Origin of the sequence: Phytohabitans houttuyneae, from assembly GCF_011764425.1 — a bacterium.
Classification (GTDB): Bacteria; Actinomycetota; Actinomycetes; order Mycobacteriales; family Micromonosporaceae; genus Phytohabitans; species Phytohabitans houttuyneae.
In genome coordinates this window covers 2,249,028-2,262,657 of the sequence record NZ_BLPF01000001.1, presented here as the reverse complement: position 1 = coordinate 2,262,657, position 13,630 = coordinate 2,249,028, and the positions used below count along the sequence as shown (strand labels likewise).

The window sequence follows — 13,630 nt, the reverse complement described above, 5'->3', positions numbered from 1 at the left end:
GCGCGACAGGCTCCGCGGCCAGCAACCACCGAGATGGACCGGCCCACAACAGCCGCGGTCCGCCCGCGAGCGCACCCCACGCGCACGGCGCGACAAGCCACGCAGAGGCCGGAGCGGATCGCGAAGGCCCCGGCCGGCGCTACCCGCGTAGGCGCAAGCCTCGCGGGCTGGCGCGGAAGCCGGCGGCGGTGAGGGCGTCGCGCAGCGGTGAGGTGAAGACGGCCTCGCCGTCGGCGCGCTCCACGGACAGTGCGCCCAACGCTCCTGTGTGGACCGCGTCGGCGAGTGCCTTGGCGGCGGCGGCCAGCGCCTCCCCGTCGTCCACAAAGGATAGTAGGGTGCGGCCGCCGCGTTCTACGTAGAGGGTCAGCTCGCCGGCCACCAGGACCACGAGGGCGCCTGCCTTGCGGCCGGGGCGGTGGCCGGCGCCCTCCTGGGCGACCACGCGCTCGGGCCAGGGCAGCGCCGCGCCGAACGGGCTGGCGGGATCGGTGGCGGCCAGCACCAGCGCGGTCGGGGTGCGGCGGTGCTCGTCGGCGAGCGCGCGCAGCCGGTCGACCGCGCCCGGCACGGCGAACTGCGCGGCGCCCAGGCCCTCCACGAAGTAGCCACGGCGGGCGGCGCCGCGCTCCTCCAAGGCGGCGAGCACCGGGTAGACGGCGGCGAAGCCGCCGGTGACGCCCTCGGCCACCACCGCGCCTCTGGTGACCACGCCGTGCCGCTCCAGCAGCGCGTCGGCGACGGCGGCGGCGCGGCGGGTGGGGTCGGTGTCGCGCTCCGGCAGCCTCGACCAGCGACCCGCCACCGTCGGCGGGCCGGTGCGGGACGGGAGGGCGACCCGGCCGGGGCGGCGGTAGCGGGTGCGGGGCGCGGACGGCTTGGCGCGGTGGGCGCCGCCACCGCCGCCGAGGAGGGTGCGCAGCGGGGCGAGGGTGTCGTTTGTCAGCCAGCCCGCCCACACCAGGTCCCACACCGCGGCGGACAGGTCGGCGTCGTCGGTGGAGCCGACCCGGTCGGAGAGGGCGCGGAAGAACAGCGCCTGCCCGTCGGCGAGCGCGTCGAGCACGCCCTGGTGCAGCGGGGTGAGCGCGAGTGACTCGTCCGGCGGGGGGAGCAGGAGCGGGGCCACATCCGCGTACGCCAAGGTGACCCACCCGTCACCACCGGCGATAGCGCCGGAGCCGGCCCACAGCACCTCGCCGGAGGAGCAGAGCTCGTCAAGGTACGCCGGGGAGTAGTCGGCCACCCGCCCGGGCAGCACGAGCCGCTCCAGGGCCGAGGCCGGCACGGCGGCGCCCTGCAGCTGCTCGACCGCGGCGGCGACCGCCTCGACGCCGCGGGAGGAGGCGCCGAGGTGCTGCCACCTCGGCAGGAACGTGGCGAGCGCGCGCGGCGGCACCGGCTCGATCTCGCGGCGCAGCGCGGCCAGCGAGCGGCGGCGCAGCATGCGCAGCACCTCGGCGTCGCACCACTCAGCCCCCGCCCCCTCCGGCGAGAACTCCCCGGAGACCACCCGCCCGGTCGCGGCGAGGCGGCGCAGCGCCTGCTCGACCACGAACACGCCGAGGCCGAATCGGGCGGCGCAGGCGGCGGCGGTGAACGGGCCGTGCGTCCGTGCGTACCGCGCGACGAGGTCGCCGAGCGGGTCGGGCACCGGCTCGACATACGCCTGGGCCACGCCCACCGGCAGCGCCACGCCGAGCGCGTCGCGGTAGCGCCCCGCGTCTTCGACGGCGATCCACCGGTCTTCGCCGGCGATGCGCACGCGCAGAGCACGCTTGGCACGCTCCAGCTCGGCAGGCCACTCCGGGAGTGCACCCCGAGCGGAAATATCAAGATCAGAGAGGTCGCCCAGCAGGCGCAGCAGCTCGGCCACGTCTTCGGCGTCGCGGGGGCGGCGCTCGTCGGTGAGCCACTGCAGCTGCTGCTCGGTGGCGGTGACCACCGCCGGCTCCAGCAGCTCGCGCAGGTCGACCCGGCCGAGCAGCTCGCCGAGCAGCGTGGAGTCGAGCGCGAGCGCGGCGGCGCGGCGCTCGGCGAGCGGCGCGTCCCCCTCGTACAGGAAGGCGCCGACGTAGCCGAACAGCAGCGACCGCGCGAACGGTGACGGCTTGGCGCTCTCCACCTCGACCAGGCGCACCTTGCGGGCCGCCACGTCGCGCATCAGCCCGACCAGGCCGGGCACGTCGAAGACGTCCTGCAGGCACTCGCGGGCCGCTTCGAGGGTGACCGGAAAGTCCGCGTACTCCCTGGCGACGTCGAGCAGCTGGGCCGCCTTCTGCCGCTGCTGCCACAGCGGCTGGCGGCGGCGCGGGTCGCGGCGGGGGAGAAGGAGCGAGCGGGCGGCGCACTCGCGGAAGCGAGACGCGAACAGCGCCGACGTGCCCACCGACTCCTCGACCAGCTGGGTGATCTCCTCCGGGTCGAAGGCGACCAGCTCGGCGCCGGGCGGCTGGTCGGCGGTGTCGGGCAGCCGCACCACGATGCCGTCGTCGGAGGGCATGACCTGGGCGTCCACCCCGTATCGCTCGGTGAGGCGGCGGGCCACCGCGAGCGCCCAGGGGCCGTTGACCTTCGCGCCGAGGACACAGTGGACGGCCAGCCGCCAGTCGCCGAGCTCGTCGCGGAAGCGCTCGACCACCACCGTGCGGTCGTCGGGCAGCGCGCGGGTCGCCTCGCGCTGCTCGCGCAGGTAGGCCATCAGGTTGCCGGCGGCCCAGTCGTCGAGCCCGCCCGCGCGCAGCGCCGCGGTGGCGGTCTCGTCGTCCTGCCGCACCAGCGCGCGCAGCCGGGCGCCGATCGCGCGGCCCAGCTCGACGGGGCGGCCGGGCTGGTCGCCCTTCCAGAACGGCATCCGCGCGGCCGCACCCGGCGCGGGGAGACGAGCACCCGGTCGGGCGTGATGTCCTCGATGCGCCAGGACGTGGAGCCGAGCAGGAAGACGTCGCCGACGCGAGACTCGTACACCATTTCCTCGTCGAGCTCGCCGACCCGCGCGGCCCGCTCGGCGCCGGCCAGAAAGACCCCGAAGAGGCCGCGGTCGGGGATCGTGCCGCCGCTGGTCACCGCGAGCCGCTGGGCGCCGGGGCGGCCGCTGAGCAGGTCGCCCGCGCGGTCCCAGACCAGGCGGGGGCGCAGCTCGGCGAACGCGGTCGACGGGTAGCGCCCGGAAAGCATGTCGAGCACCGCGTGCAGCGCCGAGTCGGGCAGCTCGGCGAAGGGCGCGGCGCGGCGGACCAGCGTGGTGAGGTCGGCCAGCGTCCACTGGTCGAGCGCGACCATCGCGACGATCTGCTGGGCGAGCACGTCGAGCGGGTTGCGCGGGTAGCGCAGCTCCTCGATCGCGCCGTCGCCCATCCGCTCGGCGACCACCGCGCAGGAGAGCAGGTCACCGCGGTGCTTGGGGAACACCACGCCGCGGGAGACCGCGCCCACCTGGTGGCCGGCGCGGCCGATGCGCTGCAGCCCGGCGGCGACGCTGGGCGGTGCCTCGATCTGCACGACAAGGTCGACCGCGCCCATGTCGATGCCGAGCTCGAGGCTGGACGTGGCGACCACCGCGGGCAGCTGGCCCGACTTGAGCGCCTCCTCGATGTGCTTGCGCTCCTCGCGGGAGACGCTGCCGTGGTGCGCGCGGGCGATCACCGGTGGCGCGCCGGTGGCCGCCCCGGACTGCGCCATGATCGCGGCGGGCAGGGCGTCGATCTCGTGTCGGGCGCCCATTTCGACTCGTGGGGCTTCGCCTGACGACTCGGAAAAGGCGTCCGTCGCCAGCTCGTTGAGCCGCGCGCAGAGGCGCTCGGCGGAACGCCGCGAGTTGGTGAACACGATCGTGGACCGGTGCTGCCCGATCAGGTCGAAGACCCGCTCCTCGACAGCCGGCCAGATCGACGCGCGGCGTGAACCCTCCTCGGGCTCGCCCACCTCGTCGAGCTGCGTCATGTCTTCGACCGGCACCTGCACGCTGACCTCGATGGTCTTGGCGGTGCGCGGCTGGACCACCTCGACGTGGCGGGAGCCGCCGAGGAAGCGGGCCGTCTCCTCGATCGGCCGCACGGTGGCGGACAGGCCGATGCGCTGGGCCGGCCGGGGAGCATCGCGTCGAGCCGCTCAAGGGAGAGCGCGAGGTGCGCGCCGCGCTTGGTGGCGGCGACCGCGTGCACCTCGTCGACGATCACCGTCTCGACGCCGGCCAGCGACTCCCGCGCGGCCGAGGTGAGCAGCAGGAACAGCGACTCCGGCGTGGTGATCAGGATGTCCGGCGGGGTGCGCTGGAACGCCCGCCGCTCGTCGGCCGGCGTGTCGCCCGTGCGCATGCCGACCGTGATGTCGGGCGGCGGGATGCCGAGGCGCGCGGCGGCGTGGCGGATGCCGGTCAAAGGCGCCCGCAGGTTGCGCTCGACGTCGACCGCGAGCGCCTTGAGCGGGCTCACGTAGAGCACGCGGCAGCGCCGCTTCGGATCGGCGGGGAGCGGCTCGCGGGCCAGCTGGTCGAGCGACCAGAGGAACGCGGCGAGCGTCTTGCCCGAGCCGGTGGGTGCCACGACCAGCGCGTGGTGACCGTCGCCGATCGCCTGCCACGCGCCGGCCTGCGCCCCGGTCGGCGCCGCGAAAGCGGCACCGAACCACTCCCGCGTCGCCCGCCCGAAGCGCTCCAGCACATCCACCACGGAACCCATACTGCCCCGAGGGTGCGACAGGACCGAAACGTAACGACCGATTCGGTCCGATCGACTTACCCCTCAGCCAGGGGCGGGAGATCCTTCATGCGGGGTACGGCGGCGGCGGTCGGCCGCGTACTCGCCGCTGCCCTCCTCGCCGTCCTGGCCCTCACCAGCGTGCACGGGGCCGCCTCCACGGCCGCCCCGGTCGGCGCCATCGCACACGGCCCCGCTTCGATCGGTGCCGCGGTCGTGCACACCGCCCCCGCGATGGCAACTCACGACCAGCGGCTGGACCTCACGCCCGTACCAAATAATGCTCTTCCACCAGGCGCGGACGCCGCGCCGGCGGCGGTGGCCGAGCCCGACCCGGCCCTGCCCGCCGCCGTCGCATCGGCACCGCACTCCTCACGGGCACCACCAAACCTCCACTGACCTCGCCCGCATCGAGATCAACACGCCGTGACCCCGGCGTGGAGTGGAGGCACACCTCATGCACGTTGGCGATGCACTCGTTGCCCTGGGCGGGGCGTTCCTGGCGGCGGCCGTACTGGCCCGCCTCGGAGCCAGGATCGGCCTGCCCACGATTCCCCTGTTCATGCTCGCGGGCGTGGTGTTCGGCCCGCACACGCCCGGCCTCGCGCTCGTCGAGGACCCCGGCGACCTGGCCCTGATCGCCGCGCTCGGCCTCGTCTTCCTGCTCTTCTACCTCGGCCTGGAGTTTCACACCGACGACCTGGTCGCGGGCGGCCGCCGCATGCTCGCGGCCGGCCTCGGCTACCTGGTCCTGAACATCGGCGGCGGCCTCGCGCTCGGCTTCGCCTTCGGGTGGGGCACGCGCGAGGCGCTGGTGGTCGCCGGCGTGGTCGGCATCTCGTCGTCGGCGATCGTCACGAAACTGCTGGTCGAGACCGGCCGGCTGCGCAACCCCGAGTCGCGGCTGATCCTCGGCGTGATCGTGATCGAGGACATCTTCCTCGCGCTCTACCTGGCGATGCTCCAGCCGGTGCTGGGCAACGCGAGCGGGCCGGCGGAGGTGGCGACCGACCTGGCCAAGGCGTTCGGGTTCCTGATCGTGCTCGCCGCGCTGGCCCGGTGGGGCGCCCGCGCGGCCGGGCGGCTCCTGCGCGTGTTCAACGACGAGCTGCTTGTCGTCTTCTTCGTCGGGCTTGCCGTGCTCTCGGCGGGCGTGGCGGAGGAGCTGGGCGTGTCGGACGCGATCGGCGCGTTCATGATCGGTCTGGTGCTGGGCGGCTCGACCGCCGCCGACCGCGTGCGCTCGCTGGTGCGGCCGCTGCGGGACGGCTTCGCGGCGATCTTCTTCTTCACGTTCGGCCTGACCATCGACCCGGGAGACCTCCGACCGGTGCTGCTGCCGATCGCGGCGGCGGTGGTGCTCACCGTCGTTCTCAACATCGCCGCTGGGGTGCTCGCCGCGCGGCTGCACGGGTACGGTCGACAGGAAGCCGCCAACATCGGCCTGACCGTGCTCACCCGCGGGGAGTTCTCGCTGATTCTGGGCTCGCTCGCGGTCGCCGCGGGCCTGGATTCGCGGATCGCGCCCTTCGTCGCGGGCTACGTGCTCGTGCTCGCGGTGATCGGCCCGCTCGCGGTCATCCGGTCGGAGTGGCTTGTCGCTCCCAGGAAACGTTCAGGCAGCTCCGATAGGATGCGGTCCATGATCGTGGCACCTGCCCAGGAGGGCAGTAGTACCGAGCCGGGTGACACCCGGCGCACGACCTCCACAGAGAGCCAGCGATGCTGATCGCGATCGGCCTTCTTCTCATCCTGCTGCTCACCGCGCTGACCGGATACTTCGTCGCGCAGGAGTTCGGCTACGTCGCCGTCGACCGGGGCAAGCTGCGCCGCCTCGCCGACGAGGGCGACCAGGCCGCCGCGCGGGCGCTGGTGGTGACCGGACGGCTCTCGTTCATGCTTTCGGGCGCGCAGCTGGGCATCACGGTCACCGTGCTGCTCGTGGGTTACGTGGCGGAGCCCTTCGTCGGTGAAGGGCTCGCCGACCTGCTCGGCACGGCCGGCGTGTCCCGCGCGGTGAGCCTGCCGGTGTCCGTGATCCTTGTGTTGCTGCTGTCCACCGTCATCCAGATGGTGCTTGGCGAGCTGGCACCGAAAAACCTGGCCATCGCCCGCCCGGAGCGGCTGGCGCGGGCGCTGAGCCGGTCCACGCTGATGTACCTGAAAGTGTTCGCGCCGCTGATCCGCGTCTTCGACATGGCGGCGGCGCGGCTGCTCCGGCGGGTCGGCGTCGAGCCGATCGAGGAGCTGCCGTCCGGCGCCACCGCCGAGGACCTGGAGCAGATCATCGCGAAGTCACGCGCCGAGGGGCACCTTGACGCGCAGATCTCCATGCTGCTCGACCGGGGCCTCGACTTCCGCCGCCTCACCGCCGACGAGGTGATGGTGCCCCGCGTCGCCGTGCACACCGTGCGCGCCGACGACCCGGTGCGCCGCATCGTCGACCTGCTGGAGACGGGACACTCCCGCTTTCCCGTGCAGAGCGGCGACGGGGTCGACGACGTGACCGGGATCGTGAGCATCACCGACGTCATGGAGGTACCGCCCGCCGAGCGCTCCACCACGCCGGTGCGCTCGCTGGCCGTGACGCCGTTGATGGTGCCCGGTACCCTCCCGCTGCCCGCCGTGCTCGACCGCCTGCGCTCCGGGCACCGGCAGATGGCGTGCGTGGTCGACGAGTACGGCGGTTTCGCCGGCGTCATCACGCTGGAGGACATCGCCGAGGAGCTGGTCGGCCCGATCCGCGACGAAGACGACCACCCGGAGCCGGCACCCCGCCGCCAGCCGGACGGCTCGTGGCTCGTGCCCGCGCGCTGGCGCATCGACGAGGTGGCCGACGCGACCGGCGTCGAGCTGCCAGAGGCCCCCGAGTACGACACGGTCTCCGGCCTCGTGATGCGCGAGCTGGGCCGGGTCCCCTCGGTCGGCGACCGCGTCGAGATCGACGGTGCGGTGCTCTCCGTCGAGTCCGTGCAGCGCCACGTGCCCGAGTCGGTACGCCTGGAGGTGCCCTCATGAGCACCACCTGGGCTTTGATCTTGTCGGTGCTGCTGCTGGCGCTCAACGGCTTCTTCGTGGCCGCCGAGTTCGCGCTGGTGGGCAGCAAGCGCTACCGCCTCGAGCAGGCCGCCGCCGACGGCAGCCGCGCCGCCCGCGCGGCTCTCGAAGGCTCCCGCGAGCTGTCCGTCATGCTCGCCGGCGCGCAGCTCGGCATCACGCTGTGCACGCTGGGCCTTGGCGCGCTCGCCGAGCCGGCGATCGAGCACGTGCTCGGCCCGGCCCTGCACGCGGTCGGGCTGCCCGACACCGCCGGCCACGTGATCGCGTTCATCGTGGCGCTGCTGCTGGTCGGCTTCCTCCACCTGGTGGTCGGCGAGATGGCGCCCAAGTCGTGGGCGATCACCGACCCCGAGCGGTCGGCGCTGCTGCTGGCGCTGCCGTTCCGGGCGTTCGCGCGGCTGACGCGGCCGGCCCTGGTGCTCTTCAACGGCCTCGCCAACGGCGTGCTGCGACTGGTCAAAGTGGAGCCGCAGGACCAGCTCGCCCAGGTGCACGGCCCGGAGGAGCTGCGCATCCTGCTGGAGCAGTCGCGCGAGCACGGCACGCTCGCGGCCGACCAGGAGCAGCTGCTGTCCAGCATGCTCCAGCTCCAGCGCACCACCGTCGCGTCCGTGATGCAGCCGCTGGCCGAGCTGGTCACCGTGCCCGCCGACGCGACCGCCGAGCGGATCGAGGCGATCTCGCGCGGCTGCGGGCGATCACGTCTCGCCGTTTCCGGCCCGAACGGGGAACTGGTCGGGCTGGTCCACGTAAGGGACGCTGTAAAGGCGACCACCTTCGGGCGGCCGGCCACCGCGACCGAGCTGATGACGGAGCCCTCCGTCCTGCCGGCCACGGCGACGGTCACCGAGGCGGTCGCGGCGATGCGGGCGGACCGCGCCCAGCTGGCGCTGGTCAGCAGGGGCGAAGGCACGGTCGGCTTCGTCGCCCTGGAAGACCTGCTCGAAGAGGTCATCGGCGAGTTCGACGACGAGACGGATGCCGTGCCGCAGGGCCGGCGGATGCGATAGGAGCATCGATGGTATTCAAGAAGTTGTTGGGCGCCTTCGGCGTCGGCGGACCGTCCGTCGACACCGTGCTCTCCAACTCCAACACCCGGCCGGGCCTGACCCTCGACGGTCAGATCCACATCCTGGGTGGCGACCACGACGTCAAAATCGACCAGGTCGCGCTCGGGCTGGTGACCCGCGTGGAGGTGGAAAGTGGCGACGCCAACTACGACTCCACAGTGGAGTTCCACCGCATCGCGGTGGCGGGCGCCTTCCCGCTCGGCAAGGGCGAGCGCAAGGAGATCCCGTTCAGCTTCCCGGTGCCGTGGGAAGCCCCGGTCACCGACGTGTACGGCCAGCGTCTGCGCGGCATGACCATGGGCCTGCGCACCGAGCTGGCCGTGGCCCGCGCCGTCGACAAGGGCGACCTCGACCCGGTGCAGGTGCACCCGCTGCCCGCACAGGAGCGCATCCTCGACGCCTTCAACCGGCTGGGCTTCCGCTTCAAGAGCGCCGACCTGGAGCGCGGCCGCATCTACGGCGTCAACCAGCAGCTGCCGTTCTACCAGGAGATCGAGTTCTTCCCACCACCCCAGTACGCCGGCGGCATCAACGAGGTCGAGCTCACCTTCGTCGCCGACCAACAGGGCGTCGAGGTAATCCTGGAGTTCGACAAGCGCGGCGGCTTCCTGAGCAGCGGCCACGACGCCTACGGCCGCTTCCGCGTCGAGCACGCCACAGTCGACCAGACCGACTGGGCCAGCGTCGTCGACGGCTGGGTCCGCTCGGCCAGCGACCGCTACTCCAGCCTGCGCGCAACGCACGGCTTCCACGGCGGCCAACGCGGCCACGGCCGCGGCGGCATGGGCGCGGGCGCGGTCATCGCGGGCGCCGGCGCCGGCATCCTGGGCGGCATGGTCCTGGGCGAGGCGATGGACGACGTCTTCGACGGCGGAGGCGACTTCGGCGACTTCGGCGAGTGACCTTGTCGCGCGCGTGAGGGCCTCGCCGGTGCGGGGCCCTCATTCTTTCCTGAGCTACCGCGATGTCCGCCGTGGTCCGGACCGTTGCTCCCGCAGCGTTGCGCTTCGCGTTTGGTCGCGCTCAGAGCCGCGCCGCGGCCGCGGCCTTGGCCTCTGACCGCGGCGGCGTTCTTCGCGCGGGTCGCGGCTACGGGCGCGGCCTTCGCATCTGATCGCGGTAGTGGGGTCGTGCCGCGGGCTCAGCTTTCGCGCCCGGTCGCGGTTGTGGGTTGTGCCGCGGGCTCGGCGTTCGCTGGTCGGGGTTGTGTGCTGTGCCGCGGGCTGGCCTTGGCGTCTGGTCGCAGGTGCGGGGCCGCGCCCGCCGGCTTGGCCTTCGCGCTTGGTAGTGGTGAGTGTGCTGGGGTGGGGGCGGCGGTCTTCGCTCTTGGTCGCGATCAGAGCCGCGCTGCGGGGCTCGGTCTCGCGCCCCGGCCGCAGCCAAGGCCGGTTGCGGCTGGCCGGCCCTGGCGTCGGGTCGCGGCTGCGGCGGCAGTGCCGGGGCTTGGCCTTCGCGCCTGGTCGCGACCGAGGTCGGGTTGTGCCCGGCGGTCGTTACGTCTGGTCGCGGTGGAGCTGTGTGACGGAGCCTCGCCATCGCGTGCGGATCGCGGGCGGCGGTCTTCGCGTCCAGCCGCGGGTTTGCGGATAGCGGTCTCGCGCCTGGTGCGGGTCAGCCACGGCGTTCGACTGGTCGCGGATGAGGGGCCGCGCTGCCGCCTGCTCTCGTGGCCCGCTGCTCCCGCCGCTCACCACTCAACCCCCGCACTGTCCGCGTCGCTCTCAAGCTGGGCGCATTGTTGCGCCCAGGGCGCGCTGCCGGCGTCCTGGCGGGTCCCACGACCGGTGCTGAGGTCAAAGTCCCATGCGGATCACGAGTTTTGTGGCCGTTGCTTCCGCTGCTTGACCACCCAACCCCGCACTCTCCGCGTGGCTCTCAAGCTGGGCGCAGTGATGCGCCCAGCTTGAGAGCGCTGCGAGCCTCCTAGCGGGTCCCGCGATCGGTGCTGGGTGAAATCCCCGGGAGGATCACGGGTTTCGTGGCCGCTGCTTCCGTCGCTTGAGCACCCAAGCCCATACTGTCGGCGCGGCTCTCAAGCTGGGCGCAATGGTGGTCCCAGCGCCTGTTGTGAGTGTCCTAGCGGGTCTCACTCACGATCGGTGGTGGAGGGAACCCCGCGCGATCACGCGTTTCGTGGCCGCCCCTTCCGCCGCTTGACTACCCGACCCGTACTGTCCGCGTGGCTCTCAAGCTGGGCGCAGTGATGCGCCCAGCTTGAGAGCGCTGCGAGCTTCCTAGCGGCTCCCGCGATCGGCGCTGACGTGAACTCCCGTGCCGATCACGAGGCGTTGCCGCCGCCTGTCACTCGTCCCTGACCGCCGACCGATCCCTTGATCGGCAGCGACGGCGAAGGGGAGCTCGCAGATCGTGGACGTTTGCTGCCCTTCCAGGGGCAGTGAAAGACCACGATCACAGCGTGCGGCCTCGATCAAGGGCGGCGTGCACGGGTTAACCGCGAAGGCGGCGAGCCGGCGCCGCCCGCCCAATGGACGAGGCGGCGAAGCCGTCGGCGCCCCGCCCACTCGGGCGGGGCGCCGACAGGTGTGTCAGTACTGCCGCTCGGGGAGGGCGGCCTTGGCTTGTTCCTGGGTGAAGGTGGTCTCCTTGGTGATCACGCGGGTTTCGACGGTTTCGCCGGCGTGGACCTTTTTGACCAGTTCCATGAGTTGTGGGCCGAGCAGGGGGAGCACTCGACGATGAAGTTGATTTTGCCGTCGGCGAGGGCTTGCATGCCGTCTTTGACGGCGTCGACGGTGATGATTTTGATGTCGGTGCCGGGTTTCTTGCCGGCGCCTTCGATGGCTTCGATGGCGCCCAGGCCCATGTCGTCGTTGTGGGCGTAGAGCACGTCGATGTCGGGGTTGGACTTGAGGAAGGCTTCCATGACTTCTTTGCCCTTGGCCCGGGTGAACTCGCCGGTCTGCGAGGCGACGATCTTGAATTTGGGTTCGGTGGCGATGACGTCGCCGAAGCCCTTCATCCGGTCGTTGGCGGGGGCGGAGCCGGTGGTGCCTTGCAGTTCGACGATGTTGACCGGGTCGGTGCTGCTGGCGTACTCCTTGACCAGCCAGTCACCGGCTTTTTTGCCTTCTTCGATGAAGTCGGAGCCGATGAAGGTCTTGTAGAGGCTGGTGTCGGGGGAGTCGATGGCCCGGTCGGTGAGGATGACCGGGATCTTGGCGTCCTTGGCTTCTTTCAGGACGGTGTCCCAGCCGGACTCGACCACCGGGGAGAAGGCGATGATGTCGACCTTCTGCTGGATGAACGAGCGGATGGCTTTGATCTGGTTTTCCTGTTTCTGCTGGGCGTCGGAGAACTTCAGGTCGATCCCGGCCGTTTTGGCCGATTCCTGGATCGACTTGGTGTTCGCGGTACGCCAGCCGCTTTCGGCACCGACCTGGGAGAACCCGAGGGTGATCTTCCCATCGTCCGAACCGGAACCGGCCTCGTCGCCGCCACCGCACGCGGTGAGCCCGCCGACCAGCGCGGCGGTCAGCAGGATAGTCGATATCTGTCTGCGCATGTCTCGCACTCCTCGCCATCGCTGTTAGCGCTAACATCACCGCGACACGCGTCGCGGTGGCATGAGTGTGTTTGCGAGAGTGTTAACGCTCACTCCCACCTGCGTCAAGAGGTTCACAGAATCGTGACTTCGGTGGTACCTGGCAGGACGCCCGGTGGCCCCCGCTGGCGTGGCCACCGGCCGCTAGCAGCGGAAAGCGGTGGACCTGTGGCTCCGGGTGCACCCCGCGCGGCAGGCGGCCGGAGACGTCGATGACCGTCGTTCTAACCGAAGAGATCGATCCAAGTCAACCCCTTGACAGTGTCGGTGTGAGCGCTAACACTGCCACTGACGCGCCGGCCCCGAGGGAGGTCCCCATGCGCGGTGCGCGGCGGCTGCGGGACAGGCCGGTGATGACGGGCGTCGCCCGCGTGGCTGGTGTACCACATCGGACCGCCTCCCGCAGTCCGGCGCCGGGCCGGTCACACGCGCTCGGCCTGGTCGCCTTCGACACCTCGCTCACCGGTCCCACGTCGACGGTTTACGCGATCATGCGCGCCGCTCGCGCCGCCGGCCATCCGCTCACCGTCGTCAGCGCGCGCTCGCTCGACGCCGGCTCGGTCGCGGGCGCCGTCGATACCCTGTGTGACCGCGTCGTCGACGGCATCCTCGCCGTCGCGCCGACCGACCCGGCGCTCGCCGCGCTGGCCAGCATCCCGGCGGACCTGCCGCTGCTGGCCGTCGGCGCCGGCGAGGCCGAGGGTGTGCCGGTGGTTGGCTTCGACAACGTCTCGGGCGCGGCCACGGCCACGCGGCACCTGCTCGACCTCGGGCATCCCACCGTCCACCACATCGCCGGCCCGGCCGGCTGGCCGGAGGCGCGCGAGCGGGCGGCCGGCTGGCGGGCGGCGCTGGCCGAGGCGGGTGTGCCGGTGGGGCTCGTGGTCCCCGGTGACTGGGGCGTGCGGTCGGGTTTCGAGGCGGCTCGCCAGCTCATGGCCGACCGCGCCGTGACGGCGATCTTCTGTGCCAACGACCAGATGGCACTCGGCGCGCTGCGGGCGTTGCACCTTGCCGGCCGCATCGTGCCAGACGATGTCAGCGTCGTCGGTTTCGACGACATCCCCGAAGCTCCGTTCCTGCAGCCGCCGCTGACCACGGTGCGGCAGGACCTCGCCGCGCTCGGCCGCGCCGGTGTCGAGCTGGTGGTCCGGCAGATCGACGCCGGCGTGCGGATCCTGCGGCACGTGCGCTTCTCGCCGTCCTTTGTGGAGCGGGACAGCGCCGCGCATCCCATGTGA

Annotated in this window: 6 protein-coding genes and 3 pseudogenes; 6 read left to right on the top strand and 3 right to left on the bottom strand. The window is 72.2% G+C overall.

Annotated features, from left to right (window positions below; translation table 11 throughout):
* Positions 1 to 139: 139 nt before the first annotated feature.
* Positions 140 to 3,693, bottom strand: a pseudogene (locus Phou_RS09885) (Lhr family helicase); the annotation flags it as partial.
* 71 nt (positions 3,694 to 3,764) lie between these two features.
* A pseudogene (locus tag Phou_RS55400) lies at positions 3,765 to 4,679 on the bottom strand (DEAD/DEAH box helicase); the annotation flags it as partial.
* 87 nt (positions 4,680 to 4,766) lie between these two features.
* Between Phou_RS55400 and Phou_RS09880 the strand changes: the two are divergent.
* From Phou_RS09880 to Phou_RS09860, 5 genes are read left to right on the top strand one after another with little or no spacing between them, the layout of a single operon-like run.
* Positions 4,767 to 5,096, top strand: coding sequence for a hypothetical protein (locus Phou_RS09880; protein ID WP_173055527.1), 330 nt, complete (start codon positions 4,767 to 4,769; stop codon positions 5,094 to 5,096).
* Positions 5,097 to 5,154: 58 nt separating this feature from the next.
* A complete protein-coding gene (locus tag Phou_RS09875; protein WP_173055525.1) occupies positions 5,155 to 6,426 on the top strand; it encodes a cation:proton antiporter in 1,272 nt (423 codons plus the stop codon).
* Positions 6,420 to 7,715 carry a hemolysin family protein gene (locus Phou_RS09870; RefSeq protein WP_173055523.1) on the top strand — a complete coding sequence of 432 codons (1,296 nt, stop codon included), beginning with the start codon at positions 6,420 to 6,422 and terminating at the stop codon, positions 7,713 to 7,715. The genes Phou_RS09875 and Phou_RS09870 overlap by 7 nt, the downstream gene beginning before the upstream one ends.
* Positions 7,712 to 8,767 carry a hemolysin family protein gene (locus Phou_RS09865; RefSeq protein ID WP_173055521.1) on the top strand — a complete coding sequence of 352 codons (1,056 nt, stop codon included), beginning with the start codon at positions 7,712 to 7,714 and terminating at the stop codon, positions 8,765 to 8,767. Before Phou_RS09870 ends, Phou_RS09865 begins: the two co-directional genes overlap by 4 nt.
* Positions 8,768 to 8,775: 8 nt before the next feature.
* Positions 8,776 to 9,729, top strand: a complete 954-nt coding sequence (locus tag Phou_RS09860; RefSeq protein ID WP_173055519.1) for a sporulation protein — start codon at positions 8,776 to 8,778, stop codon at positions 9,727 to 9,729.
* A 1,644-nt stretch (positions 9,730 to 11,373) separates the two neighbouring features.
* On the opposite strand, the pseudogene Phou_RS09855 reads toward Phou_RS09860, so the two are convergent.
* Positions 11,374 to 12,350, bottom strand: a pseudogene (locus Phou_RS09855) (ABC transporter substrate-binding protein).
* Positions 12,351 to 12,706: 356 nt separating this feature from the next.
* On the opposite strand from Phou_RS09855, the gene Phou_RS09850 reads away from it, so the two are divergent.
* Positions 12,707 to 13,630 carry a substrate-binding domain-containing protein gene (locus Phou_RS09850; RefSeq protein WP_173055517.1) on the top strand — a complete coding sequence of 308 codons (924 nt, stop codon included), beginning with the start codon at positions 12,707 to 12,709 and terminating at the stop codon, positions 13,628 to 13,630.

Bases quoted from the DNA above. Each gene is read 5' to 3' on its own strand.
- Phou_RS09880 (WP_173055527.1), top strand. From the start codon at position 4,767: ATGCGGGGTACGGCGGCGGCGGTCGGCCGCGTACTCGCCGCTGCCCTC.
- Phou_RS09875 (WP_173055525.1), top strand. From the start codon at position 5,155: ATGCACGTTGGCGATGCACTCGTTGCCCTGGGCGGGGCGTTCCTGGCG.
- Phou_RS09870 (WP_173055523.1), top strand. From the start codon at position 6,420: ATGCTGATCGCGATCGGCCTTCTTCTCATCCTGCTGCTCACCGCGCTG.
- Phou_RS09865 (WP_173055521.1), top strand. From the start codon at position 7,712: ATGAGCACCACCTGGGCTTTGATCTTGTCGGTGCTGCTGCTGGCGCTC.
- Phou_RS09860 (WP_173055519.1), top strand. From the start codon at position 8,776: ATGGTATTCAAGAAGTTGTTGGGCGCCTTCGGCGTCGGCGGACCGTCC.
- Phou_RS09850 (WP_173055517.1), top strand. From the start codon at position 12,707: ATGCGCGGTGCGCGGCGGCTGCGGGACAGGCCGGTGATGACGGGCGTC.